Annotated in this window: 21 protein-coding genes; 12 read left to right on the plus strand and 9 right to left on the minus strand. The window is 71.8% G+C overall.

Annotated elements, in window-relative coordinates; translation table 11 throughout:
- Positions 1-84: 84 nt before the first annotated feature.
- Both NOSIN_RS00515 and glpX read right to left on the minus strand, forming a co-directional pair.
- Complete coding sequence (locus NOSIN_RS00515) at positions 85-1,788, minus strand: hypothetical protein (RefSeq protein ID WP_077688849.1); 1,704 nt, start codon at positions 1,786-1,788, stop codon at positions 85-87.
- Positions 1,789-1,962: 174 nt separating this feature from the next.
- Positions 1,963-3,003 (minus strand): class II fructose-bisphosphatase, encoded by a 1,041-nt coding sequence (gene glpX, locus NOSIN_RS00520; RefSeq protein WP_077688850.1) that lies wholly within the window; start codon positions 3,001-3,003, stop codon positions 1,963-1,965.
- A 232-nt stretch (positions 3,004-3,235) separates the two neighbouring features.
- Between glpX and NOSIN_RS00525 the strand changes: the two genes are divergently transcribed.
- Positions 3,236-3,844 (plus strand): TetR/AcrR family transcriptional regulator, encoded by a 609-nt coding sequence (locus NOSIN_RS00525; RefSeq protein ID WP_077688851.1) that lies wholly within the window; start codon positions 3,236-3,238, stop codon positions 3,842-3,844.
- Between the two features lie 51 nt (positions 3,845-3,895).
- Complete coding sequence (locus NOSIN_RS00530; RefSeq protein WP_077688852.1) at positions 3,896-4,486, plus strand: DUF4245 domain-containing protein; 591 nt, start codon at positions 3,896-3,898, stop codon at positions 4,484-4,486.
- A gap of 479 nt (positions 4,487-4,965) precedes the next feature.
- Here NOSIN_RS00530 and NOSIN_RS00535 read toward each other — a convergent pair whose 3' ends face one another.
- The gene (locus tag NOSIN_RS00535) at positions 4,966-5,937 is read right to left on the minus strand and encodes a 4-hydroxy-3-methylbut-2-enyl diphosphate reductase (protein ID WP_171986536.1); all 972 of its coding nucleotides are present in this window, start codon (positions 5,935-5,937) and stop codon (positions 4,966-4,968) included.
- Between the two features lie 296 nt (positions 5,938-6,233).
- Here NOSIN_RS00535 and NOSIN_RS00540 point away from each other — a divergent pair, with 296 nt between their 5' ends.
- From NOSIN_RS00540 to NOSIN_RS00555, 4 genes are all read left to right on the plus strand, one after another.
- Positions 6,234-7,058 (plus strand): hypothetical protein, encoded by an 825-nt coding sequence (locus NOSIN_RS00540; RefSeq protein WP_077688854.1) that lies wholly within the window; start codon positions 6,234-6,236, stop codon positions 7,056-7,058.
- A gap of 136 nt (positions 7,059-7,194) precedes the next feature.
- A complete protein-coding gene (locus tag NOSIN_RS00545; RefSeq protein WP_077688855.1) occupies positions 7,195-7,707 on the plus strand; it encodes a DUF3060 domain-containing protein in 513 nt (170 codons plus the stop codon).
- 82 nt (positions 7,708-7,789) lie between these two features.
- Positions 7,790-9,022, plus strand: a complete 1,233-nt coding sequence (gene xseA, locus NOSIN_RS00550; protein ID WP_077688856.1) for an exodeoxyribonuclease VII large subunit — start codon at positions 7,790-7,792, stop codon at positions 9,020-9,022.
- Positions 9,023-9,024: 2 nt separating this feature from the next.
- Entirely contained in the window at positions 9,025-9,291 is a 267-nt protein-coding gene (locus tag NOSIN_RS00555; protein WP_077688857.1) for an exodeoxyribonuclease VII small subunit, read from the plus strand.
- A gap of 100 nt (positions 9,292-9,391) precedes the next feature.
- Here the strand turns inward: NOSIN_RS00555 and NOSIN_RS00560 are convergent, their stop codons facing one another.
- The 3 genes from NOSIN_RS00560 to NOSIN_RS00570 form a co-directional block, all read right to left on the minus strand.
- Positions 9,392-9,946 (minus strand): DUF6542 domain-containing protein, encoded by a 555-nt coding sequence (locus NOSIN_RS00560; protein ID WP_077688858.1) that lies wholly within the window; start codon positions 9,944-9,946, stop codon positions 9,392-9,394.
- Positions 9,947-10,175: 229 nt separating this feature from the next.
- On the minus strand, positions 10,176-11,585 hold the full coding sequence (locus tag NOSIN_RS00565; protein ID WP_077688859.1) for a DNA recombination protein RmuC: 1,410 nt from the start codon (positions 11,583-11,585) through the stop codon (positions 10,176-10,178).
- Positions 11,586-12,013: 428 nt separating this feature from the next.
- Complete coding sequence (locus NOSIN_RS00570; protein ID WP_171986537.1) at positions 12,014-12,541, minus strand: DUF1062 domain-containing protein; 528 nt, start codon at positions 12,539-12,541, stop codon at positions 12,014-12,016.
- A 420-nt stretch (positions 12,542-12,961) separates the two neighbouring features.
- On the opposite strand from NOSIN_RS00570, the gene NOSIN_RS00575 reads away from it, so the two are divergent.
- Complete coding sequence (locus NOSIN_RS00575; protein ID WP_077688861.1) at positions 12,962-13,660, plus strand: alpha/beta fold hydrolase; 699 nt, start codon at positions 12,962-12,964, stop codon at positions 13,658-13,660.
- 10 nt (positions 13,661-13,670) lie between these two features.
- On the opposite strand, the gene NOSIN_RS00580 is transcribed toward NOSIN_RS00575, so the two are convergent.
- The gene (locus NOSIN_RS00580) at positions 13,671-14,630 is read right to left on the minus strand and encodes an FkbM family methyltransferase (RefSeq protein ID WP_077688862.1); all 960 of its coding nucleotides are present in this window, start codon (positions 14,628-14,630) and stop codon (positions 13,671-13,673) included.
- 279 nt (positions 14,631-14,909) lie between these two features.
- On the opposite strand from NOSIN_RS00580, the gene ychF reads away from it, so the two are divergent.
- Positions 14,910-15,995: a redox-regulated ATPase YchF gene (ychF, locus tag NOSIN_RS00585; RefSeq protein ID WP_077688863.1), complete on the plus strand. Its 1,086-nt coding sequence runs from the start codon at positions 14,910-14,912 to the stop codon at positions 15,993-15,995.
- A gap of 117 nt (positions 15,996-16,112) precedes the next feature.
- Here ychF and NOSIN_RS00590 read toward each other — a convergent pair whose 3' ends face one another.
- Entirely contained in the window at positions 16,113-16,688 is a 576-nt protein-coding gene (locus NOSIN_RS00590) for a 1-acyl-sn-glycerol-3-phosphate acyltransferase (RefSeq protein ID WP_077688864.1), read from the minus strand.
- A gap of 391 nt (positions 16,689-17,079) precedes the next feature.
- Here NOSIN_RS00590 and NOSIN_RS00595 point away from each other — a divergent pair, with 391 nt between their 5' ends.
- The 3 genes from NOSIN_RS00595 (at position 17,080) to NOSIN_RS00605 (ending at position 22,500) form a co-directional block, all read left to right on the plus strand.
- Positions 17,080-18,030 carry a conjugal transfer protein gene (locus tag NOSIN_RS00595; RefSeq protein WP_077688865.1) on the plus strand — a complete coding sequence of 317 codons (951 nt, stop codon included), beginning with the start codon at positions 17,080-17,082 and terminating at the stop codon, positions 18,028-18,030.
- Between the two features lie 72 nt (positions 18,031-18,102).
- On the plus strand, positions 18,103-18,420 hold the full coding sequence (locus tag NOSIN_RS00600) for a hypothetical protein (protein ID WP_077688866.1): 318 nt from the start codon (positions 18,103-18,105) through the stop codon (positions 18,418-18,420).
- Positions 18,421-18,438: 18 nt separating this feature from the next.
- Positions 18,439-22,500, plus strand: a complete 4,062-nt coding sequence (locus NOSIN_RS00605; protein ID WP_077688867.1) for a TcpE family conjugal transfer membrane protein — start codon at positions 18,439-18,441, stop codon at positions 22,498-22,500.
- A 140-nt stretch (positions 22,501-22,640) separates the two neighbouring features.
- Here NOSIN_RS00605 and thpD read toward each other — a convergent pair whose 3' ends face one another.
- Positions 22,641-23,549 (minus strand): ectoine hydroxylase, encoded by a 909-nt coding sequence (gene thpD, locus NOSIN_RS00610; RefSeq protein ID WP_171986538.1) that lies wholly within the window; start codon positions 23,547-23,549, stop codon positions 22,641-22,643.
- A gap of 496 nt (positions 23,550-24,045) precedes the next feature.
- Between thpD and NOSIN_RS00615 the strand changes: the two genes are divergently transcribed.
- The gene (locus NOSIN_RS00615) at positions 24,046-24,693 is read left to right on the plus strand and encodes an HNH endonuclease family protein (protein ID WP_077688868.1); all 648 of its coding nucleotides are present in this window, start codon (positions 24,046-24,048) and stop codon (positions 24,691-24,693) included.
- The last annotated feature ends 73 nt before the right edge of the window (positions 24,694-24,766 follow it).

Here is a 24,766-nt window from a genome sequence, read left to right on the forward strand (position 1 = left end):
CCGCGGGACCCACCGGTCGGAGCCCGAAGACGCCGACGGCGTGGGAGGCCACCGTCCTCCCACGCCGTCCGTGTCCCCGCGCGGCTACTCGCCGCCGCTGGGCGACCACCGCAGTTCGAGGCTGCTGCGCTGCCCCTCCTCGGTGACGCTCAGCGCCATACCCAGGGCACCCCACTGGTCGGGGCTCTGCACGTCGGTCCCGGTCAGCACCTGGCGCATGTCGAAGTACCCGGCGACCACCGCCTCGTCCATCCCCTGCATGGTCTGCTGGAAGACCGGGTCATCGCCCAGGCTCCCCGTGGCACTGCTGCCCTGGGACACCACCACGGCGTCGCCGTCGGTGCTCACGCCCGGGGGAGTGGCGTACGGGTCGGCGGCCATGTTCTCGACGAAGTCGCTCAGGACCTGCTCGTCACCGCCGACCGCGCGGTACTGGAACGAGACCTCCTCGCCGCCGCCGTAGGAGGAGCCGAAGAAGCTCTGCATGTCGATGCTGGTGACACCGAACGCGGTCGAGGAGCCCAGTAGCTGGGTGAAGCCCTCCGGCAGCCCGGCGCCCATGCCGTTGAACATGCGCTCCATCTCCTGAAGCTGGCCGCTGCTGGTCACGAAGGGGAGCTCGTCGTTTTCGTAGGCGTCGGCCAGCGCCGTGTCCAGGCCGCTGGCGCCGAGCGCCATGACCGTGCTCTCGGGGAGCGACTCCAGCGCCGCCACGCTCGCGCCCGGGGTCTCGGACAGCCACGCCACGCCGGCGCCGTCCACCTCGAAGTCGAAGACGTCCATCCGCGCTTCCAGGTACTCGCCGTCCACGCGCAGGGTCGCGGTCGTCCGGCCGCTCATCTCACCGGTCTCGGCGGCCATCTCGCTCTCGAACGACTGGGCGAACTCCTCGACCTCCATCAGCCGCGTGAAGTCCGACCAGCCCACGGCGATGCTGCCACCGGGCACGTCGGCCATGTCGCCGGAGAAGGTCTCCGCGTCCGCCAGGGGACCGTGCTCCTCCATCTGCGACATCCGGTCGTCCAGCGCCGCGTCGGAGTTGGTCAGGAGCGCGAAGCCGTCGATCACCTCGAAGGCGAAGTCCTCGTACTCACCGCTGAACTCGTTGAGCCCCTCCTCGGCGAGCTGCTCGTCCTCCACCGCGAGCGCGACCACCGCGGCCACACCGGCGCCTTCCTCCATCTGGGCCTCACCGCCGGCGGGCCACGCGGCGAAGCCCGCGCGCTGGCCGATCCACTCCGCGACCTCGTCCTGGCTCTGCGGGGCGTCGGGGAAGGTCTCCAGGAACCCCTCGGCGAACAGGTCCGTCATGTCGCCGTCGGACTGGTCCATCTCCTCGGTGACCTCGTCCGGGAGCCGGTCCACGAACTCCATCAGCTCCATCGCCTGGGAGCCGTCGATCGACAGGTCGAGCTTGGCGAAGGCGACCGAGCTCGCAGGAAGCACCTCCTCCGGCTGGGGGCCGCCGAAGCTGACGAGGGAGACGGTGGCCCACACGGTCCCGGCCATCACGACGACCGCCGCGCCCGCGGCGACCGGGATCATCCAGCGCTTGCGGCCACCGCCGCCGCCACCGGGCGGCACGTGTCCGCCCGGGTGGGGGCCTCCCGGGAACTGGCCGCCGGGCGGCGGACCACCGGGGAACTGGCCGCCGGGCGGCGGACCGCCGGGGCCGCCCGGGCCCGCGAACTGCTGGCCGGGGCCCTGGGGCGGGGGAAAGCCCTGCCCGGGCGGCCCGGGCTGCTGGGGCCCCCACTGGGGCTGCTGTGGGGGATCGGGATAGGACATCAGACCTCCGATGGGGAATGCTCTTGCACGTGAACGCGCAACCAATGTCGGGTCTGATGCCAGAGCACCCCGGTGTGGTTCGCGCCCCGTGTCTGCTTTGCGGGGGTGATCGGGAGACAGGGGGCTCCGGGCGCCCCGCACCGGCGGTGCGAGGCGCCCGGACCGCGGCTCGGGTCAGGCCTCCTCGCCGCGCTGGGGGGCGGAGGTCAGGTCCACACCGCTGTAGGAGGCCAGCTTGCTCAGGCGGTGCTCGCTGAGCACCTGCCGGACGGTGCCGCTGCGCCCGCGCATGACCAGGGAGTCGGTGATGACGCGCGAGGCCTCGTACCGGACGCCGCCGACCAGCTCACCGTCGGTGATGCCGGTCGCGGCGAAGAACACGTCGTCGGAGCCGACCAGGTCGTCGGTGTACAGCACCCGGTCCAGGTCGTGCCCGGCGTCGACCGCCTTCCGGCGCTCCTCCTCGTCCTTGGGCCACAGGCGGCCCTGGATGGTGCCGCCCAGGCACTTCATGGCGCACGCGGTGATGATGCCCTCGGGGGTGCCGCCGATACCCAGCAGCAGGTCCACGCCGGTACCGGCACGGGCGGCCATGACGGCGCCGGCCACGTCGCCGTCGCTGATGAACTTGATGCGGGCGCCCACGTCGCGCACGTCCTGCACGATCTGCTTGTGGCGGGGGCGGTCCAGGATGACGACCGTCACGTCCTGCGGCGACTTGCCCTTGGCGCGGGCGACGGCGCGGATGTTGTCGGCCACGGGTGCGGCGATGTCGACCACGTCGGCGGCCTCGGGGCCCGTGGCGAGCTTTTCCATGTAGAACACCGCGGACGGGTCGAACATGGTGTTGCGCGGGCTCATCGCGATCACCGCGATGGCGTTGGGCATGCCCATGGCGGTCAGGGTGGTGCCGTCGACCGGGTCGACCGCCACGTCCCAGTCGTGGCCCCCTCCGTCGCCCACGCGCTCACCGTTGTAGAGCATCGGGGCGTTGTCCTTCTCGCCCTCGCCGATCACCACGGTGCCGTTCATCGACACGGTGCTGATCATGTGCCGCATGCCGCGCACCGCCGCACCGTCCGCGCCGATCTTGTCGCCCCGGCCGACCCAGCGGGCCGCGGCCAGCGCGGCGGTCTCGGTGACGCGGACCAGCTCCAGTGCGAGGTTGCGGTCGGGTGCCGTGGGCTGCTCGGACGGGCTGCTGGGCTGCGACATGGATGTGACACCTTCCGTCAGGGAACAGGGCGGAGCTGCGGGTCTCAGGGTGCGCCCGGCGGACGCGCACTCCGCCGCGTGACGGGCGGCATCCACCGGACACGCCCTAGGGTAGTCACCCGACGTGATCCCCGAGCGGCCACGGGTGCCCCGGCGCCACCCGCCCCCGCCGCCGGTCGGGGGAGAAGGTCTACCCTGGCGGGACCGGCCGGACTGGAGTGAGGGCGTGACAGTGGACAAGACGGACAAGCCCGCGAAGCCCGCACGGACCTCCCCGCGCGGCGCGGCCACCCGTACGGCCCTGCTCAGGGCGGCCGCCCAGGTGTTCCGCACGGTGGGCTTCGCCAGGGCCGGCGTGAGCGAGGTCGTGTCCGTGGCCGGTGCCAGCGTCGGCAGCCTGTACCACCACTTCACCGGCAAGGCCGACCTCTACCTCGCCCTGTACGAGGAGTTCCAGCAGCGCCAGCAGGAGCGCACCCACCAGGCGGTCGTGGAGGCGCGCGCCGGAGGGGAGAAGGACCCCACACGGCTGATGAACATCGCCGCCCGCGCCTATCTGCTCGGATGCATCGAGGAGAGGGAGACCACGCGGCTCTTCTTCAGCGGTGACGGCCCGCCGGGGTTCGACTACCAGCTGCGGTCCCGGCTCACCCGCTGGACCGACCGCAACGTGGCGCTGTTCCGCAAGGCGGACGAGCCCGTGGACGAGGCGCTGCTCATCGTGGTGAGCGGCGCCATGCTCCTGGCCGTGGCCGAGGTGGTCCAGCGCGACGACGCCGAGGCGCACAAGCTCGCCGACGACATCACCCGTCTGCTCACCCGGCTCGAACCCGGCAAGTAAGGACACCCCGGGTCGGGGAGGTCCCGCACCTGCGGCAAGCTGGACTGTGTCATGAGTGAGCACAGCCGGTCCAACGCGACCTTCAAGAACTACGCCATCTCCCTCGGGGTCATCGTCGGCATCGTCCTGGTCCTGGCGTTCGTGGTCGCCACGCGCTCGGGTGAGCACATCCCCTCGGTGGACTACCAGCCCGACGCCGACGCCCTGCGGGACTCCGCGGACTACCCCGTGACGGTGCCCTCCGAGGAGCTCCTGCGGGAGGGGTGGACGCCCACCAGCTCCACGCTGGAGGTCGCCGAGTCGGGACCGGCCGCGTGGAGTGTGGGTTTCGCCACCGCCGAGGACAGCCACGTCATGTTCACCCAGAGCGACGCCGACCCGGACGCGGTCGTCGCGGAGGAGACCAGGGGCGCCGAGGAGGCGGGCACGGTCTCCGTCGGCGGCAGCGAGTGGGAGCACTACGACTCCGAGGACTGGGACGCCCTGGTCCGGCGCGAGGAGGGCGTGACCCTGGTCGTCGCGGGCCCCGCCGACATGGACGAGCTGACCCGCGTGGCCGAGGCCCTGGAGACCGACCCCGCCGACGGCGGCGCGGAGCCGCGGGAGGGTGCGGAGTCCGGGGGCGAGGCCGGGTCCGCCTAGATCGTGTTTCCTTGAGGCTGCGCTGCGCTTCGCCTCGTGCTCGTGCGCCGCGGGTACGGGAACCTTCGGTCCCGGTGGCACAGGACCGAGTCCACCGAACAGAACCCAGCCGTACTGACCGGACACGTTGCCGGTGCGACCGGAGTGCTTCCACCCCGGACGGTCCTGTACCTGTGGCGGGTCCGGGTGCCCGGACCCGCCACAGGTACGAGATCGCGGCTCACGGGGCGAATCGGTTCGCCTTCGCGGTCACCGCAACAGCCGTCCCTTGCCTTGACGTGAACGTCAAGGTCTATGGTCGTCGCAGCTGACGGTGGTCGGCACGCGGGCGAGGCCCCGGCTGCTGTCGGAGGTGGACGCCGCCCTGGCGGACTGAGGGGCCGCCCGGACACGGAGAGGCGCCCGGCCGAAACCGGCCGGGCGCCTCGTGTGTCCGTTGGTCCCTCGCGCCGCGGGGAACGCGCTGGGACTCCTCCGCGCTACTCGGCGCGCAGGTCGCGGCGCAGCTCCTTGGGCAGGGAGAAGGTCAGCGTCTCGTCGGCGGTCGTCACCGGGGTGACCGTGCCGTACCCGTGGCCGGACAGCTTGTCGAGCAGCTCGTGCACCAGGATGTCGGGCACGGAGGCGCCGCTGGTCACGCCGACGGTGGTGACGCCCTCCAGCCAGGAGTCGTCCATCAGCGAGGCGTTGTCGATCAGGTGGGCGGCGTCGGCGCCGGCCTCCAGCGCGACCTCCACCAGGCGGACCGAGTTCGACGAGTTGTCGGAGCCGACCACGATGACCAGCTCGCACTCGGGCGCCATCGCCTTGACCGAGTCCTGGCGGTTGGAGGTCGCGTAGCAGATGTCGTCGCTGGGCGGGTCGAGCAGGTTCGGGAACTTCTTGCGCAGGGCGTCCACGGTCTGGTTGGTCTCGTCCACCGACAGGGTGGTCTGCGACAGCCACGACACGTTGTCCGGGTTGCGCACCTCGACCTTGTCGACCTCGTCCGGGCTCTCCACGATCTGGATGTGCTCGGGTGCCTCGCCGCTGGTGCCCTCGACCTCCTCGTGGCCGATGTGGCCGATGAGGATGATGTCCCGGTCCTCGGCCGCGAAGCGCTTGGCCTCCTTGTGGACCTTGGTGACGAGGGGGCAGGTGGCGTCGATGGTCTTCAGGCTCCGCCTCTCCGCCTCCTCGTGGACGGCCGGGGCGACACCGTGCGCGGAGAAGACGGTGATGGCGCCCTCGGGCACCTCCGCGGTGTCCTCGACGAAGACCGCGCCGCGCTCCTCCAGCGTGCGCACCACGTGGGTGTTGTGCACGATCTGCTTGCGCACGTAGATCGGGGCGCCGTACTGCTCCAGGGCCTTCTCGACGGTGATGACAGCGCGGTCGACACCGGCGCAGTAACCCCGGGGGTTGGCGAGGAGCACACGCCGTTGGTTCGTGGCAGTCGTCATCGCAGTCATGCGTACATCCTAGGTTGCTTGGGCGGTGTACGACCCGGGTGTGGGATAAGGCACCGCGGTGGTCGAACCGGTGTGAAACCGGGGCCAAGATGACGGTATCGCAACGAGGCACACCCGGTTGGGCTCCGAAGTGGCGAAATCGTTCACTTATCTCCTGCTCATGGTGTTCGTCCCTCCTCTATCCTGGTTCACCAATCGCATCTGTTACAGGCGGTCCGCCCTCAACTCGGCCCTGCTGGTTTGCTGGACGCGTGCCGCTCACCCCACCCGCCGACAGCATCAGGAGCCCCCGTCCTATGTCGAATCCGACACTCGCCACGAAGCTGGTCACCCTGGTCAAGGGAATCTTCGGGCGAAAGGAAGCCGTCCCCGCGTCCGAGGACGCGGCCAAGGAGACGGCGAAGACCACCGCGGCCCCCACCGCGACAGAGAAGGCCCGGGACGAGGCACCCGCGGAGAAGAAGGCCGAGGCGAACGAGGCACCCGCCGAGAAGGCCGGGGCCGACGAGACGCCCGTGGAGAAGGCCGAAGAGGCGGACAAGGCCGCCGAGCCCGAGAAGGCCGAAGCCGCCGAGGCCGCCGGAAGCAAGCCGGCCAAGGCCGAGCCGACCGGGGCGAAGGAGGCCCCCGCCGCGAAGCCGGAGAAGAAGGAGGCCGGGAAGAGCGAGCCCGTGGAGGCCGCCGCCCTCGTGGAGCCCGAGCCCGCCAAGCCCGAGCCCGAGCCCGCGAAGGCTGCCGAGAGCAAGCCGGCCAAGGCCGAGGCCGCGAAGGCGGAGAAGGCCCAGGACGCACGGGCCGGGTCCACCACCGCGGCCGGCGCGGACATCTCCGAGGAGGAGGGTTCGGCCATCGCCGAGGAGCTGGAGGCCGCCGAGGCGCACACCAAGGTCGCCAGCGACGAGGTTCTGGAGAAGGTCCGCAAGGGCGCCGCGCCCTCGGCCGACGAGCTCGCCGTTCCCACCTACGACGAGCTCACCCTGCCGTCGGTCCGCGCCCGTCTGCGCAAGCTCACCATCGAGCAGGTCCGCGACCTGCGCGCCTACGAGGTCGCGCACCAGGGCCGCCCCGAGTTCATCAAGATGTACGACAACCGCATCGGCAAGCTGGAGTCCGGGGCCTGACGTGCGCGTACGGTTCGACGTGGCGGGAGGGCCGCCGGTCCGCGACCGGCGGCCCCGTCCGGCACGGGAACCACGGAGCGGTGCCGGGCGTCCTACCTGAAGAACATCCCACCCTCCGTCCTAAGGGGACTGATCCATGCGTCTGGCCACCTCCACCGCCGCGCTTCTCGCGGCCTCCACACTCCTGCTGACCGGATGCTCTGTCGGCATCCCCGGGACCGACCAGGAGGTGAACGTCGACCCCGACGGCGTGTCCGTCGGCAGCGAGGACGGTGAGGTCACCGCCGAGTCCGACGGCGACGTCTCGGTCGGCAACGGGGACGGCGACGTGACCCTCGACGAGGGCGGCGGCGTGTCCGTGGACAGCGAGACCGGCGACCTGACCATCGCCGCGGTCGAGGGCAGCGTCACCGAGGACTGCGGGGGCGAGAACGTCAACATCACCGCCAGCAACGCCGATATCACCCTCAACGGCAAGTGCGGCGAGGTCTCCGTCCTGGGCAGCGGGCTCACGGTGCACGTGGGCAGCGCCGACTCCATCCACGTGGCCGGCGCCGACAACACCGTCCACCACGCCGAGGGCGAGCCCGCGGTGACCGACATCGGTGTGAACAACACCGTCTCCGCCGGCGGCGACGCGACCGTCTGACCGCACCGCCCGCCTCACGCCGCCCTTCCCCCGGGGCGGGCCTGCCCCGAACTGTCACCGTCCTCGCCTAGGCTCGGTTGACATGGGCATGGAGAGTTCCGCCGATGCGCCGCAGCCGGTACGCGTCGTCCTCAACGCGGTCGGCCAGTGGATCGGTCGGCTGGGCCGGATCTGGGTCGAGGGCCAGATCGCCGAACTGAACAGGCGCGGCCGTATGGCCTACGTCACGTTGCGCGACCCCGTCGCCAACGTGTCGGTGCGCGTGGTCTGCCAGACCTCCGTGCTGGACGCGCAGAGTCCGCCTCCCGAGGCGGGGGCGCGCGTCGTCGTACACGCCAAACCCGACTTCTACGAGGTCCGCGGCACCTTCTCACTGCGTGCCCTGGAGATCCGCCACGTCGGCCTGGGCGAACTCCTGGCCCGGCTGGAGCAGTTGCGCCGCACCCTGACCGCCGAGGGGCTCTTCGACGCCGAGCGCAAGCGCCCCCTGCCCTTCCTGCCCAACACCGTCGGGCTCGTCTGCGGCCGCGACTCCGCCGCCGAGCGCGACGTGCTGGAGAACGGGCGCCGCCGCTGGCCCGCCGTGCGCTTCGAGGTGCGCCCGGTCGCGGTCCAGGGCGACCGCGCGGTCCGCGAGGTGCTGGAGGCGCTCAAGGAGCTGGACTCGCACCCGGACGTCGACGTCATCGTCATCGCCCGGGGCGGCGGCTCCCTGGAGGACCTGCTCCCCTTCTCCGACGAGGCCCTCGTGCGCGCCGTCGCCTCCGCGGGCACTCCCGTGGTGAGCGCGATCGGGCACGAGCAGGACGCCCCGCTGCTCGACCACGTCGCGGACGTACGCGCCTCCACCCCCACCGACGCCGCCAAGAAGACCGTTCCCGACGTCGGCGAGCAGTTGGAGATCATCCGCCAGCTCCGAGACCGGGGCCGGCGCGTGCTCAGGGGCGGGGTGGAGCGCGAGCTCGCCTGGCTGGAGGGCATGCGGTCCCGGCCGGTGCTGGCCAGCCCGGTACGCGAGATCGACCGGCTCACCGAGCAGGTCGGGGACCTGCGCGACCGGGCCCGCCGGAGCCTGACCGTGTCGCTCGACCGGGCCGCCGACGGGCTCGGCCACACCCGGGCGCGCCTGCACGCGCTGTCCCCGGCCACCACGCTGGCGCGCGGGTACGCGATCGTGCAGCGCGAGGACGGGTCGGTGGTGCGCTCCGCCGGGGAGCCGGACGTGGGGGAGTCCCTGCGCGTGCGGTTCGCCGAGGACAGCCTGACCGCCGCCGTGGAGTCAGTCCACACCGAAGACACCGCCGAGGGGGAGTAGAGATGGCCGCCAAGGGAGCCAACACCAAGGACGAGGGCACCGCCGAGCCGGAGCTGAGCTACGAGGAGAGCCGGGAGGAGCTGAACAACGTCGTGCGCCAACTGGAGTCCGGCGGGCTCAGCCTGAAGGAGTCGCTGGCCCTGTGGGAGCGCGGTGAGGAGCTGGCCCGCGTGTGCGAGCAGTGGCTGGAGGGGGCCCGCGCCAAACTGGCCGCCGCGATGGACGAGCGCCGGGGCGACGCTCCCGAGGACGGGGACACGCCCTTCTGACCCCGTCGGCTCTCCCGCCTCCGCGGGTCCCCCTGCCTCGGCGGCCTCCCCTGTCTTCGCGAGTCCCCGCCCGGGCGGCCTCCTGATCCGGCGGGTCGCACTACCTGCGGCCGTTCAACTGGTCCCCCAGGTCGCGGATGTTGCCGGGAAGGCCCCGGAACACACCGATCACCAGTACCAGCGCCGTGCCCAGGAACAGCCAGGGCGCGACCTCGGCCAGCCGTGAGGCCAGGCCCAGGAGCAGCGTCCGCGTGAACCCCTCGCTGCCCAGGGCGAACAGGCTCTCGGCGGCGACCACGGCCGCGAAGAAGGCGATGGGCGGGCTCACGGACAGCGACAGCAGGTCGCTCGGCCGGACCAGTACCGCGCCGAGCAGGCAGGCGAGGGTGAAGGCGATGCCCGGGGCGGTGGGGGTCCCCGCCCAGTGCGCGACCATGATCCCGGCGAAACTGAACACGGTGATGGCCAGGACGCCGCCGCGCCCGGTCAGGCGGGATGTGCGTCGCGGGGCGCCGCCCGCCTTCGGCCCCGGTGCCGCGCGGCGCCGGTTCCCGGCATGCGATGCGCTCCGGTCCCGGCTCCGGCCCCGGCCGTGGGACCGCACGAAGTACGGTGCCTGCCCGGGATCCGGGCCGTGCGTCTCTCGAGGGGGCATAGCTGTTCGCCTCCCAGGTGTGCTACTCACTGTATTCAGTGTGTCACTAGTAGTGAATATACGGTGTCTCTCCCGAGAACCGTGTCGATTCTCCGGGTACTTGCCCCCGTCCATCGCGAACACCCCTTCCTCACGTTGGACGCCGGGACGGGCCGCCGCGGTTCTGGTGTTCCACGGCCGGGCCTCCCGGCGTTCTCCGCCTCTGCACCGCCCCGCGGCCTCCGGCCGCTCAGGGGCCGTGGACGCTCTCGCCCCGCTCCTCGCGCGACGGGCCCGCGTGGCCGTTGCCCACGTGCTGGATCCCGTCCCGGCCTGGGGCCTTCCCGTCGGCGCGAGGTGCCACCACGTCGGAGCGGGACGCCCCTCCACCGGAGTGGGGCACTCCTCCGTCGGAGTCCGCCCCGCGGCCCGCGTCCGGCGCCCGGGCGCCCGGGTCGGACAGCTCGGGAGCGGCCACCGTGCGCGGCCGCTCCTCCACCCCCGAGGGCCGGTCCAGCTCGCCGTCCACCAGACCCAGCTCGCCGAACCGGCGCGCGGTCACCAGTACCCGGCTCTCCAGCGATCCCACGGTCTGGTTGTAGGCGCCCACCGTCCGGGTCAGCGCCCGGCCCAGCCCCTCCACGTGCCCGCCCAGCGTGCCCAGGCGCTCGTGCAGCTGCTTGCCCAAGTCGAACACCGCGCGCGCGTTCTCGCTCAGCGCCTCCTGCTGCCACGCGTACTGCGCCGTCCGCAGCAGCGAGATCAGTGTCGTCGGCGTCGCGATGTGCACCCGCCGCGCCATCGCGTGCTCCAGCAGTTCCGGGTCGTACTCCAGGGCCGGGGCGAGGAAGGCCTCCCCGGGGATGAACAGCACCACGAACTCCGGAGCCGGGGTGAACGAGGACCAGTACGACTTCGCCGCCAGCTGGTCCACGTGTGTGCGCAGGTGCCGGGCGTGGACGCGCAGGTGCCTGGCGGCCTCGTCCTGGCCCGCCTCCACGGCGTCCAGGTAGGCGGCCAGCGGGACCTTGGAGTCCACGACGATGTTCTTGCCGCCCGCCAGGCGCACCACCATGTCCGGCCTCTGCGCCCCGTCCCGTGTCGTGGCCTGCTCCTCGAAGTCGCAGTGCGGGCCCATCCCGGCGAGCTCCGCCACCCGGCGCAGTTGCAGTTCGCCCCACCGGCCGCGCGCCTCGGGCCGCCGCAGCGCCGTCACCAGCGACTGCGTCTGCTCGCGCAGCCGCTCCGATCCCTCGCGCACGTACTCGACCTGCTTGGCCAGCTCCGCGTGCGCTGCGGCCCGCCCGGCGTCGACCTCCCGCAGTTGGCGCTCCACCCGGTTCAGGGTCTCGGTCAGCGGCTCGACCATGCGCTCCACCGCACGCCGCCGCTCGTCCAGGTCGCCCCCGGCCTCCGCGCCGACCGCGCGCATCCGCCCCTCGGCCAGTTCGAGGAAGCGCTGGTTGGTCTGGTCCAGGGCCTGGGCGGACAGGGCGCTGAACCGGTCGGCTAGCTGCCCCTCCACGTAGGCCGCGCGTTCCTGGGCGGCACGCGCCTCGGCCCGGGTCTCGGCGTCCCGGGCACGGGCCAAGGCCCAGCCCATGGCGGCGCCGACCGCCAGGCCGATCAGGAGCACGAGTACGAGTACGAGGCCGTTCATGGCGACCTATGGTGTCAGCCCGCGCCGGGGCGGGGCCCCGCGCCACGCAGGACATCGGTGAGCACACCCACAAGCCGGACATATCCACCACCCCAGGGCCCGCTTGGAGGCGCGGCTCCCGGGCTCCACCCACGCCTCGACACGTGTGGGCCCACGGGGCCGGGCCCCGGACGCTCGCGGAGCCGACCGCGCGGGCGGCGCCCCGTCCGCGGCCTCCCGCCCTGCCCCGCCCGCCGACGCGTGGCCGGAGGGCGGGGACGGGCGCCGTAGCGCTGGGGCCCACCGTTCGATCCGGAAGCGGTCCCCGGACCGGGACCGACCGGGTTCTGTCCGGTGGACTCGGTCCTGCGCCGCGGGGACCGAGGGTTCCCGTACCCGCGGTGTCCGGGCACGAGGCGAAGCGCGGCGCAGCTTCAAGGAAACACCGACTAGACCAGGACGAAGGAGAAGTCCCGTTTCGTCCTGCGGTTCAGCGGGATGTCGGCCTTGACCCGGCGAACGGCCTCGGTCCGGCTGATGCCCAGGCCCCGGGCGATGAGGCGGTCGGGGCGGACCGGCACGGGATCGTCGAAGGCGACCGCGGCCCGGAGGGGCCACGGACTCTCGGGCACCGGAGGTGCGTGGAGTTCCCAGCACCCGTCCCAGTCGAGCGTGAACCGGTTGCGCCGGGCGGTCGACGGGTCGAGGAGGGTGTCCGCGACGAGGGCGGGCGCGTTGGCCGTGTACCCGGCCAGGAGGTCGGCGGGCAGGGAGCGGACCGCGACGCGGTCGTGGACGGTGAGCTTGCCGGTCCGGTCACACGAGACACAGTTGACCAGGAGCCAGACGTCGAGGAGTTTGCCGTTGGCGTTGACGCGGAACCTGCCGTCACCGGTGGCGGCACGGCCGGAAGGGCAGTCCACGCACGGGAGGGCGAGCAGGGGCAGGCGGGTGCGCCGCACCGCCCAGGGCAGCACGGTATGAGGATGTGAGGACAAGCGCGTTCTCTCTCAGAACCTGACGAAGAGCATGGGGAAAGAGCCGACGGCGTGGTCGGCGACCGATGCGAAGAGGTGTCAGACCTGAAGAGCGGGGGGCGTCATGCGCGCGGAGTCCTCACGTTGGGGAGGGCCCAATCTAGGGGACCGCCGTCCGCCGGGTCCATCCGTTTTCGCGGACTCCGCCGGAGGGACGGCCCTGGTGCGTGTGGACACCCCTAGCAGGAGGTGACGACGGGAGAGGAGGGATTCGGAGCGCGCGGCCACTTCCGGTCATCCACTTCCCTCGCGCAAAAGTTTTCGAGACCCTGGTGGTTCTGTTCACGCGACGGCCGGACCTCCCCTCACCGGCCCCCGCTGCCCTCGGCAGCTCCTCACTTCCCCAGGAGGCCCTCTCCCATGAAACTGGAGACCTATACCAGCGGCACCGGCGACCGAACCGTCCTCCTCGTCCACGGCTCCATGTCCAGCCACGAGACCTGGCACGCCGTCGAGGCCGAACTCGTGCGACGCGACTACCGGGTGGTCAGCGTCGACATGCGGGGCCACGGAGCCAGCCCGCGCGGGGACTACTCCGTGGCGGCCCTCGGGGACGACCTGGCGGACTCCCTGCCGACCGGTGCCGACGTCGCCGTCGGCCACTCCATGGGCGGGGTGGCGCTCTCCCTGGCGGTGGAGCGGCTGTGCCCGGCCCGCGCGGTCTACGTCGACCCGGCCTTCCGCCAGCCCGGCATGTGGGCCGACGCCGGCGAGCGCATGCGCCGGCTCTTCGCCGTCGCCGACACCGACCACGTGCGCGAGCGCAATCCCAGGTGGAGCGACGCCGACGTCGAGAGCGAGGTCAGGGGCTTCGCGTCCTTCGACCCGGAGTTCTTCGACTTCGTCGCGGCCGAGGTCGCGGGAAACGACTTCCTCCCGGCGAAACCGGTCGTCCCCTCCCTGGTCCTGCGCGGCGGGAACAGCGTCACCGTCACCCCGCAGGACGCCCGCGAGCTGGAGGAGCGCGGCTTCACGGTCCGGGTCGTGGAGGACGCCGGGCACTGCGTCCACCGCGACGACCTGCCCGGTTTCCTCGCCGCCCTGGAGGGATGGCTCTGAGCGGACGGCCCTAACCGGGGACGCAGTCCTCCAGGGCCCTTCGCCAGTCGCACACCGAGGGCCAGAACGCCTCGGGCACGGGCTCCGGGGTGAACAGCCACATCCGCTCCCAGGCGGGGGAGGCGCGCCCCGAGATCTCCGAACGCGGCTCGTAGGGCGGTGGCCCGCCCACCGGGTACCAGGTGTACTCCAGCGGGTCGAGCAGTGCCATGAGCCGCTCCTCCACACCCCGGTCGGGGCGGACCTTCACCAGCATCCACGGACGGTACCTCCGCAGGACCTCCAGGCCTCCGGCGACCACGTCCGGCTCCGTACCGGCCGTGTCGATCTTGAGCACCGTGGGGAAGGCCGCCGCGGTCTCGTTCCACCGCGACAGGGTGGTCACCCGCACGGCGCTGTGCGACAGGTCGGTGCGGGCCGAACGCACCAGCGTGTTGCACATGTCGTTGTGCCGGGCCCGGCGCAGGTGGGCGGTGCCGGTGTGGTTGCTCAGCGCCAGTTCCACCACGGTGAAGCCCAGGTCCGCCGATGAGGACACCGCCCGGGCCGCCGAGGCGATCTCCGGGGTCGGCTCGAACGCGAACACCGGACGGCGCGTGCGCGCGGCGGCCAGCACCGAGTAGACCCCCACACCCGAGCCCACGTCGAAGACCGCACCGGGCCGGGTGTGTTCGAGCACCGCCATGAAGCAGGCCAGACTGTCGGGCTCGTGCCTGGCCAGTCCGAACGCGGCCAGCCGCCGGGGCACGGTGAGGTCGCCGGGCAGCCGCAGGGTGAGGCTGTCCGGGCCGATCCGGCGGGTGTCCGACTCCAGCCGGGGAAGGAAGAAGGACACCCGCCGGCTCCACGGCGGGACCCGCTCGGGGTCCAGTCCGCCCAGCCGTCTGGGCAGGCGGACACGGAGCTTCCGGGCAGCGAAGCGGACAAGCGGATAGCGGCGCACGAGCGCCCTCAGTTGGTCGGTGACCACAGTCGTCTCCCCCCAGGAACGAGGCCGCCACGGGAGCGGCCGGTCGTTCTCCCGTGCCAAGAGGCCGTGTCTCGGTCCGTGGACGGGGCCGGGTGAGCGACGGGTGGCCCGTGCGCACCGGACGGCCTCCGTCCCCGGAGCCCTGGCAGCATCCGTCGAACCTACTGTGGGTAGCGGTTCCTGTGCACAGTGTTTCGGTGATTGATCCCGCTCTTCCGTTCGAGCCTTCCCGCCGGAGACGGACCGTCCCCTTCGCGGAGCCGCATAGACTCTGGTCTTGTGAGTCTGTCTATCGGGATCGTCGGCCTGCCCAACGTCGGCAAGTCCACCCTCTTCAACGCGCTGACCAAGAACGACGCTCTGTCAGCGAACTACCCGTTCGCGACCATCGAGCCCAACGTCGGAGTCGTGGGCGTGCCTGACGCCCGGCTCGGGAAGCTGGCCGAGATCTTCGGCTCGGCGAAGATCCTCCCGGCGACGGTGGACTTCGTCGACATCGCGGGTATCGTGCGCGGTGCCTCCACCGGTGAGGGCCTGGGCAACAAGTTCCTCGCCAACATCCGCGAGAGCGACGCCATCTGCCAGGTGATCCGGGCCTTCGACGACCCCGACGTCACGCACGTCGACGGCGACGTCGAGCCCTCCCGCGACATCGAGACGATCAACACCGAGCTGATCCTCGCCGACCTCCAGACCCTGGAGAAGGCGATCCCGCGCCTGGAGAAGGACGCCAAGCGCAACGCCAAGGACAAGGACGCCCAGGAGCTGCTCCAGGCCGCCCGCGACGCCCAGGAGGTCCTCAACGAGGGCACCTCGCTGTCCGTGGCCAAGGACGTGGACCTGGAACGCCTGCGTGAGCTGAGCCTGCTCACGGTCAAGCCGTTCATCTACGTGTTCAACCTCGACACCGACGAGCTCGCCGACGAGGCCCTGCGCACCAAGCTCCAGGACCTCGTCGCCCCGGCCGAGGCGGTCTTCGTGGACGCCAAGATCGAGGCCGAGCTGATCGAGCTGGACGAGGACGAGGCGCAGGAGCTGCTGGAGTCCATGGGCCAGACCGAGTCGGGCCTGGTGCAGCTGGCCCGGGTCGGCTTCTCCACCCTCGGCCTACAGACCTACCTGACCGCCGGGCCCAAGGAGGCCCGCGCCTGGACGATCCGCAAGGGCGCCACCGCGCCCGAGGCGGCCGGTGTCATCCACACCGACTTCCAGCGCGGCTTCATCAAGGCCGAGGTGGTCTCCTTCGACGACTTGGTCGAGGCGGGCGACATGCAGGCCGCCCGTGCCGCGGGCAAGGTCCGCATGGAGGGCAAGGACTACGTGATGGCCGACGGCGACGTGGTGGAGTTCCGCTTCAACGTCTGATCCGGCCGCGGGTCGGAGAGGGGGCCGCGTGGACGCGCCGAGTGCGCGTCCACGCGGCCCCCTTCGCGTGCTCCGGGCATGGTATTCCTCAGATCGGTCGTCGGGCCCGGACGCGGGTCAGCCGGAGCCGCCCTCCTCGCGCAAGCGCGGTTCGACGCGACGCTCCGGTCTGTGCCCCGCCTTGTCGGCGTAGAAGGAGCGGATGCGGTCCATGTCCTTCGCGACGTCGCCGGTCAGCTCGAAGGTCGGGCCGAGCCCGGTGGTCATCGTGGTGCGGTCGACGAAACCGAGCGTCACCGGCATCCCCGTCTCGCGGGCGACGCGGTAGAAGCCGGACTTCCAGTGCGTGTGCGCCCTGCGGGTGCCGTCGGGGGTGATGACCAGGCCGAAGGTCTCGCCGGACCGCACGCGCCGGACGACGTCGTCGACGACCCGGCTGGGATTCGCACGATCGACGGGAATCCCACCGAGCGCGCGCATGACCGGGCCGCGCCAGCCCGTGAACAGGCTCTGCTTCCCCAGCCAGTGCAGCTCCAGGCGGAGGCGCCAGGAAATGGCGAGCATCAACACGAAATCCCAGTTGGAGGTGTGCGGAGCACCGATCAGCACGGTGGGGCGGTCGGGCTTGGGCCCGGTGGCCAGCTTCCACCGGCTGAGGGACCAGAACACCCGGGCTGCGAGGTATCGGAGCATGACGTCAATCTAGGACATGTCCCCGGGTGCACACGGTGGACCCGCGCTGGGGACCGGATCGGCCCGATCGGTCGATCGGTGGCGCCCGGGCAGCGGTTCCCCGGCCCCCGGGGACACATCCTGCTCTCCGAGGGGAAACTAACCCCTTTCCGGTCCGACCAGAATTGCGCCGAAGTGCACAACCACAGGGTGAGTTAGCTGGACTATTGCCGTATTGTGCACCTTTTGAGAAGTTCAACCAGTGCACGCAATGTGCGGTTGAGGGGGAAACGCGGAGTCACCAAGGACGCTCCCAACCCGCACAATGCCTCACTATAGGGATGGGGTAGACAAGGCATGGCGGATACGCCGCCCAGAGCGGGCGGCACGGAACTGTGTGCAGGAGGCGGGGATGGCGAGTGCGTCACGGCGCGGCACCGCCGCGCGTGACCGGGAGGACGGCGGCGGGGAGTTCGACGCCCCCCGCGCCCGGAAGCTGCGTGCGGGAGCCGGCGGACGCTGGTGGGTCGGCGTGGGACGCGCCGTCCTGTGGGCGTTCATCATCGTCGTCGTCTTCAACGGCATCTGGTTCCCCCTGCGCGGCGGCTTCGCCCTGCCCGAGACGGCGGAGGAGCCCGGGAGCGGCGACACCGTCACCTATCCGGAGACCGCCGCCGCGGGCTTCGGCCTCCGCTTCGCCGAGACCTACCTCGACACCGCCGACCCCGAGGAGCGCCTGTCCGACCTGGCGGCGTTCGTCCCCGAGGGGGAGGCCGCCGACCTCGACGTCCCGGCCGACAGCCTCACCGGCGAGAACCTCGCGGTCGTCGCGGTGGACGTGGCGGACGACCACAACGCCCTCGTCGTCGTGCGTGCCGACGTCAACGGCGAGCCCATGCGCCTGGACGTGCCCGTCTACGCCGACGGCGACTCCCTGGTGGTGTCCGGCAGCCCCGCCCTGCTGGCCGCGCCCACCCAGGCCTCCCTGCCCGAGGGCTCCTCCTTCGAGACCGACCCGCGCGCGCGGGAGCAGCTGGAGGAGGTGCTGCCCGGCTTCTTCGAGGCCTACGCGGGGGAGCCGGCGCACCTGGAGCGCTACCTGGAACCGGGTGCCACGATTACCCCGCTTCCGGAAAACAGTCTGGAATTCGCCGAACTGTCCGATATTACGGTGCCAACCCAGAGCTCGAGCGGGAATGATGACATACGACAGGCAGCGGTCACCGTCCGGTGGAACCTCCCGGCCTCCGACGGGGACGAAACCGGACAGTTGACGCAGAACTACCTGGTCACCGTCGTGGACTCCGGCAGTGAGTGGCACGTGCGTGACATCCAGGGTGCCCCGCGCTCGTTCGGCGAGTGACGGGGCCTGTAGGCAAGGAGAAGAGAAGGATCATGCGCACACCAGCAACGACACCGGGGGGTGGCTCCTGACATGCTCCCCCTGATGTCCTCCACATCGGACGTGTTCCACGCCGCCGGAGGTGCCGACCTGCTCTTCCTCGCGGCGGAGGCCACCCAGGACGCCCCCGACACCGGCGGCCTCGCCGACTTCCTGCGCGGGTTCTTCGGACCCCTCTTCCTCGTCATCGTGTCCATCGTGGCGGTGTTCTTCCTGTTCACGAGGGAGATCACACGGTTCGCGCAGTTCATCATTTTGGCGATCTTCATCGGGATCGTCTTCTACGTCCCCGGCATCATCGAGGTCATCGCGGTGGCCATCGCCCGAGCGATGGGCGTGTCGACGGAATAGGCGAGGGAGGCCGGGAACGTGGATCTGCCCACGTACACCAACATCTGGCGTATCGAGAAGCGGCTCTACAAGCTCTACGATTTCCGGCTGCCCATGCCGCTCCCGGTGGGCACCTTCGGGGTGGCCCTGGGCGTGTTCGCGCTCTGGGTGGTCCTGCTCAGCGTCCTCAACGCGCCGTTCGTGTTCGGCAACGGCTGGCACCTGGTCCTGTGGGTGGTCCCGCCCGGAGTGATCACGGTGCTGGCCACACGGCCGGTGGTCGAGGGCAAGCGCCTCACCGAACTGCTCATCTCGCAGGCGCGCTTCCTCACCGAGTCGCGGGTGTACAACCGCCTGGCGCCCGAGTACGAGCCGTCCGAGGCCCGGGTTTCGGTGCGTGTGTGGCACCGCGCCCCCGAGGCCGGTCCGCTGCCCATGACGGGGCGGCGGCGCCGTGCCGAGCGTGATGCGGTGCGCGAGGCGGTCGCGACCGAGGCCGAGGAGGCCTCCGTCCGGAGCCGGGGCGCCTCCGCGCGCCCCGACCGCTCCGAGGCGCCCCCGCTGCGGGGCGTGGCCGTTCCCGCCGACCACGGTCCGGTGGCCGAGGACGAGCCGGTGTACACGCCGGTCGGATCCGGGCGGCCCCCGGCGGAGAGGACCGCGGCCGAGAGGACGGCGTCCCGGGTCGAGCGGACTCCGGCCGAGGCGCCCGCGAGGCTGAGGAGCGCACGGGGCGCGAAGAAGGACGTCAGGAGCGCGAAGGGCCGGGAGCGAACAGAGCGAACGGCGGAGGCGGCGGGAGTACCGGCCAGGTCGGGCACCGCGCCCGCCGAGCCCGGCACCGCACCGGCCAGGTCGGGCGCCGAGCCGGCCCGGAGGGCCCCGGCCGAGCCGGAGAGCGCCCCGGCCCGGTCGGAGCGCGTCCCCGTGGCCGTCGCCGCACGCCCCGAGCCCGAGGAGGGGCGGAGCCCGTCGCGCCTTCCCGGAGAGAGGACCGCGTCCGTCGCGTCCGTCGCCTCCTCCGGCGGCACCGGTACCGGTGGCGGAGGCCGGCCGCCCCGGCGCGGAATCGGCCGCCGCGTGCTCGACTACTTCGGTCTCGGCCTCGAAGCGGACGCGTACGAGCCCCCGGAGGAGCCCGGCGGCCACGAGGCGGCCGGGCGGGACGAGTCCGGCGGCTTCGACGACGGCTTCGCCGGGGAGACGGTCCACGAGACCGAGGGGGAGGAGCAGCGCGACAACGACGCGTGGTTCGCGCGCCTGCGCGCCTCCTCCGGCGAGACCCCCGTCGGCCTGACCTCCAAGGGCGCCTACAGCGTCGGCGACACCGCCGCCATGAACCGCGACGAGCTGGCCGACGCGGTGGCCGAGCGGCAGCGCGCCCGTGAACGCTCCCGCGAGCGCGCCCGCGCCGAGGAGGTGGCGCGCGCTCCCGTCTCCGACACCGACGAGGAGACACCCGCCGCCAGGCGCCTGCGCGGGCGGACGCAGGGCATCCAGGTGGCCAAGGACCTGGAGGAACGCCGTTCGGACCGGATGCGCGAGCGTGCCCCGAAGGAGCGGCGGACCGTCCGTGCCCGCGGCCAGGGGCTCCCGGACACCGGTGGGCCTCCGGAGGCGCCCCGGCGCAGGAGCCGTCCCCACGCCGCTCCCTGGGAGCTGGGGGAGAAGGGGACCGGGAAGCAGGAGGAGAAGGACGAGCAGGGCGAGAAGGCGGCGGACCCCGCGGGCTACGCCGACCTGTCGGACTACGCGGCCCGTTACGCGGCCGCCACCGGCCGTCCTCCGGCCGACGCCGGCGCCGTGCCCTGGCTTCCCCCCTCCTCCGCCGCGCCGGAGGAGGAGCCGCGCGCGGGGTCCGCGAAGCCGGAGGCCCCCGGGGCCCCCTCCGAACGGGGCGGCACCGTGCCCGAGGACGCGGACGCGTCCCGCACGGGAGCGGAGCCGGACGGTGCCGACACCGGGGAGGCGGGCACCCCCGCCGGTCGGGACCGGGCCGCCGAGGAGCCCGCCACGAGTCAGGGAACCGCTGGACGCGAGGAGTCCGCCGGGCCCGCCTCCCACAAGCCCGCGCTGCAACTGGACCACGGCACCGGCGAGCAGGAGGCCATGCCCGCGCAGCCGCGCGAGGAGCCCGGGAGCCGCGGTCCCGAGTGGAACGAGCACATGTCCGTGCTCGACCAGCACCTCAGCACCGCGGACACCCCGGCGCCGCCGCGCCCCAAGTTCGCCGACGCCGTGTCCGCGCGGGGGCGCGACGGCGGGGTCAAGGACCCCTCGGAGTGGTTCGAGGACGGCAGGAAGCGCCACCCGGACCAGCCCAAGGTCGGCGACCGGGGCAACCCGGTCATCCCCGCCGAGGAGCTGCGCGAGGAGGACACAGCCGCATCCGGTGCCGAGGACGCTTCCGACACGGTGGAGCCGGCCGACGAGCCGTCGGCGCAGGCCCCCGCGCGTACCGAGGAGCCAAAACCGCCCACCCAGCTCGACCACGGGACCGGCGAACTCGTCAGCTTCGTGGAGGTCCGGGACGACTCAGGGCGCGGTGACGCCAACGTCCGCGCGGACACCGACGAGGAGTCGGCCCGGCGCCGCACCGCCGCCGACCTGGAGAGGGCCGAGGCCGCCGCCCTGGCGCGCCGCCGTGAGGCCGCCCGCCGCAAGGCGGACCGGCCGGACACCCCCACGTCCGGTGCCGCTGGACCCGCTGACTCCGGTGAACCCCGCGGCGACGGCGGCACCGTCAGCGACCCCCGGGCCAATCCCAGCATGGCCGAGGTCCTGGCCGCGGAACGCTCCCTCGCCCGGACCTCCCACGACGAACCGCGGAAGCGGGACCGGGACCGGGACCCGTCCGGGAACGCCGCCTCCGACCGGCCCGCGCGCTCCGGGAGCGCGGACCGGGAGCCGCACGGGACCGGTGACGGCCCGCACGGGAGCGCCGACCCCCAGGACGGCGTCTTCCACCGGGTCGCGCAGAACGCCCGCAGGATCGGTCAGCTCTTCGGCCAGCCCGTGCCCGGCGAGGAGCCCGAGCAGCCCGGGTCCGAGCGGCCCGGGCCTGGACGCGAGCACGGGCCCGCCTCCGAGCCCGGCTCCGAATCCGGCTCCGAGCCCAGGCCCGCCCTTGAACTCGACCACGGCACCGGTGAGCAGGAGCGCCTGGGCGACACGCCCAACGGCGTCCCCTCGCAGGGCTCCGGGCCGGCCGAGGCCCGAGCGGCCCAGGTCCGACCGGAGGAGCCCGTCAGCGACTCCGGCGGCACCCGCGGCTGGCGGCGCCTGGCCAAGGTCGTCACCGGCGGCGCGGCCCCCGTCCGCTCGGACCTGCCCGCCAGCGACATCGAGCGCCTGCGCACACCCCTGAACGGACCGCGCAGCCTGGTCGTGCTGGGCTGCACGGGCGGCGCCGGGCAGACCGTCACCGCGCTGATGGTCGGCCACACCCTGGCCGCGCACCGCGACGACCACGTCGTCGCCGTCGACGTCAACCCCGGGCCCAACGGGCTCTCCCGCCGGATCGGCGCCCAGAACCCCGAGACCCTCACCGCCCTGCTCGCCAACGCCGGGGCCGTCCGGGACTACTCACAGATGGGCGGCTACGTCAGCCGGACCGGAACCGGCCTGGAGGTCGTGCAGACCCTGGACGATCCCTACGTGCAGACCCTGGACGACCGCGACTACAGCCAACTGGCCTCCCTGCTCGGCGGCTTCTACGGGATCACCCTGTTGGACCCGGCGGCCACGGGCGTGGCGCGTGCCCTGCCGGTCGCCGACGGGCTGGTGCTGGTGGCCCCGGCCAACGCCGACGCCGAGCGGGCGGTCTCCATGACCTTCGACTGGCTGGACGGCAACGGCTACGGCGCACTGCGGGCCAGGTCCGTGCTCGTGGTCAACGGGGTCAGCAAGCGCAGCCTCCAGGCCGTGGACGCCGCCGAGCGGGTGGCGCGCGGCCGCTGCCGTGCCATCGTCCGCATTCCGTGGGACGACCACCTGGGCTCGTCCTACACCAGGATCGACGTCGGCGCCCTGCGTCCGGCGACCAAGAGGGCCCACGGCGCACTGGGAGGGGTCCTGGTCAACTCCCTCAACCAGCAGTAGCCGGCCCCCGGTAGCGCAACCGTGGCGAGGCCGTGGAGAGGCACAGGGGCCGGCCGGTCCACCCGTGCCGGACAGAGCGGAGCCCCCGTGCGGGGCGGGCTCGGGGCCCGCCCCACACGGGGGCTCAGGGTGTCGTCGTGTCAGCGACCCGCGGGGGTGAAGTCACGCGCGGAGAGGAACTCCGGGCGCGGGCTGGGTGCGCTGAACGGCTTCTCGCAGGCGTTCTCGACGCTGTTGAACACGATGAAGACGTTCGACCGCGGGTACGGCGTGATGTTGCCGCCCGAACCGTGCATGCAGTTGGAGTCGAACACGGTGACCCCGCCCGCCGCGCCGGTGAGCACGTCGATGCCGTGCTGGTCGGCCAGGTAGGTCAGGGACTGCTGGTCGGGCGTGCCCACGTGCTGGCTCTTCAGCGAGGACCGGTAGTGGTCCTCCGGGGTCTCACCCACGCACGAGACGAACGTCCTGTGCGAGCCGGGCATGATCATCAGGGCGCCGTTGTGCGTGTGGTTGTCGGTCAGCGCGACGGAGAAGCTGACCGAGCGCATCCGCGGCATGCCGTCCTCGGCGTGCCAGGTCTCGAAGTCCGAGTGCCAGTAGAACGAGCCGCCGCCGAAGCCCGGTTTGTAGTTGACGCGGCTCTGGTGCACGTACACGTCCGAGCCGAGGATCTGGCGGGCGCGCTCGACCAGGCGTGGGTCGTTCACCAGGTCGGAGAAGACCTTGCTGATCTTGTGCACCTCGAACACCGAGCGCACCTCGTCGGAGGTGGGCTCGACGATCACGCGCTCGTCACTGCGCAGCTTGCGGTCGGAGCTGAGCCGCTCCAGTTCGGCGCGGTAGGCCTTGACCTCGTCCGCGGTGACGAGGGACTCGACCTGCGTGTAGCCGCGGCCGTCGTAGCCCTTGAGCTCGTCGGAGGTGAAGGGGCCGTCACCGGAGCCCCAGACCGTGGGGTCCTTGCGGTACAGCAGAGCGGGTTCGGTGCTCTTACGGGTCGGGTACTGGTCCGCGGTCGATGTCGGAAGATCCATCTGCAGAGTCATGGCCGATCCCCTGTCGGGGTTCATCCTCTCTGAGGTCGACGGTTTTTCCTACGACACGCAAACTTAACAAAGGCTAGGCATGGCTCATTCGCCACCCGAGAAAAGCTTTGTTTAGCAAAGTTCTTTCTGGGTATGACAGCTATACTATATGGGGGGAAACTCTCTCGCCCTTTCGTGCCTCTCATCCCCCTTCCCCTTTTGTCCAACCGCTTACCTGCATTTTTTCACCCAGTGTGATCACGGGTGGATTGGTACGTACATCGTCCCAGGTCGTCCGGTTGCGGATGTCATCCTCGTGTAATGTCATTACAGAGCGCACTTTTGTTGTGCACTAAATCACATGGACATGGTTCAGAGGGTGATTCATAATCCTCGTGTGCCTAGGGCGTCATCCCCGCTTCGGCGGGAGTTTCCCTCGAAGGTATGGCGCGAAAAGCCGGGGCGTCGCACAGTAGTGGGGTCTTTGTTTCCTCCGCCCGCTCAATGAGGAGAAAGCATGTCCCCCTTCCCCCGCGCGTTCGCGGCCGTCGCTGCGGTCGTCCTCGCCGTCGTTCTCGGCTGGACCTCTCCGGCCTCCGCCCACCACGTCCTGCCCCCGGGCATCCCCGGAGACTCCGCGGCCCAGAGCCAGCTCGACTCCCTCACGGTCCGGGCCAAGGGCCCGCAGACCGGCTACGACCGAAGCCTCTTCCCGCACTGGAACGTCGTCGACAGCCCCTGCACCGCCCGCCAGTACGTGCTGGTTCGCGACGGCCACAGCGTGGTGACCGACAGCGACTGCCAGCCGACCTCCGGCCGCTGGTACAGCGCCTTCGACAACGTGTGGTGGGGCGGCGACGTCTCCCAGATCAGCGTCGACCACATGGTCCCGCTCAGCGAGGCGTGGAAGACCGGCGCCGCCGACTGGACGACCAGCCGCCGCCGCGCCTTCGCCAACGACGTCGACTCGCCCCAGCTGTGGGCGGTCACCGTCAGCAGCAACAGCTCCAAGGGCGACAAGGACCCGTCCCAGTGGATGCCGACGAACAGGGCCGTCCACTGCGACTACGTCAAGGCCTGGGTCAACGTGAAGTACAGGTACGACCTCACCGTCACGCGGACGGAGAAGTCCTCCATCCGGAGCACCATCGACACCGCCTGCTGACGGGCCGGCCGGAGGCGTCGCCGGTGCGGCGCACGGGCCCGGCCACGGACGGTCCTGTACCCGTCGAGGTCCG

Source organism: Nocardiopsis sinuspersici, assembly GCF_001998325.1.
GTDB lineage: Bacteria > Actinomycetota > Actinomycetes > Streptosporangiales > Streptosporangiaceae > Nocardiopsis > Nocardiopsis sinuspersici.

Bases quoted from the DNA above. Each gene is read 5' to 3' on its own strand.
- NOSIN_RS00565 (WP_077688859.1), bottom strand. From the start codon at position 11,585: ATGAACGGCCTCGTACTCGTACTCGTGCTCCTGATCGGCCTGGCGGTC.
- NOSIN_RS00595 (WP_077688865.1), top strand. From the start codon at position 17,080: ATGGCGAGTGCGTCACGGCGCGGCACCGCCGCGCGTGACCGGGAGGAC.
- NOSIN_RS00590 (WP_077688864.1), bottom strand. From the start codon at position 16,688: ATGCTCCGATACCTCGCAGCCCGGGTGTTCTGGTCCCTCAGCCGGTGG.
- NOSIN_RS00615 (WP_077688868.1), top strand. From the start codon at position 24,046: ATGTCCCCCTTCCCCCGCGCGTTCGCGGCCGTCGCTGCGGTCGTCCTC.
- thpD (WP_171986538.1), bottom strand. From the start codon at position 23,549: ATGACTCTGCAGATGGATCTTCCGACATCGACCGCGGACCAGTACCCG.
- NOSIN_RS00515 (WP_077688849.1), bottom strand. From the start codon at position 1,788: ATGTCCTATCCCGATCCCCCACAGCAGCCCCAGTGGGGGCCCCAGCAG.
- NOSIN_RS00540 (WP_077688854.1), top strand. From the start codon at position 6,234: ATGTCGAATCCGACACTCGCCACGAAGCTGGTCACCCTGGTCAAGGGA.
- NOSIN_RS00555 (WP_077688857.1), top strand. From the start codon at position 9,025: ATGGCCGCCAAGGGAGCCAACACCAAGGACGAGGGCACCGCCGAGCCG.
- NOSIN_RS00600 (WP_077688866.1), top strand. From the start codon at position 18,103: ATGCTCCCCCTGATGTCCTCCACATCGGACGTGTTCCACGCCGCCGGA.
- NOSIN_RS00530 (WP_077688852.1), top strand. From the start codon at position 3,896: ATGAGTGAGCACAGCCGGTCCAACGCGACCTTCAAGAACTACGCCATC.
- NOSIN_RS00535 (WP_171986536.1), bottom strand. From the start codon at position 5,937: ATGACTGCGATGACGACTGCCACGAACCAACGGCGTGTGCTCCTCGCC.
- NOSIN_RS00545 (WP_077688855.1), top strand. From the start codon at position 7,195: ATGCGTCTGGCCACCTCCACCGCCGCGCTTCTCGCGGCCTCCACACTC.
- NOSIN_RS00575 (WP_077688861.1), top strand. From the start codon at position 12,962: ATGAAACTGGAGACCTATACCAGCGGCACCGGCGACCGAACCGTCCTC.
- xseA (WP_077688856.1), top strand. From the start codon at position 7,790: ATGGGCATGGAGAGTTCCGCCGATGCGCCGCAGCCGGTACGCGTCGTC.
- NOSIN_RS00560 (WP_077688858.1), bottom strand. From the start codon at position 9,946: ATGCCCCCTCGAGAGACGCACGGCCCGGATCCCGGGCAGGCACCGTAC.
- glpX (WP_077688850.1), bottom strand. From the start codon at position 3,003: ATGTCGCAGCCCAGCAGCCCGTCCGAGCAGCCCACGGCACCCGACCGC.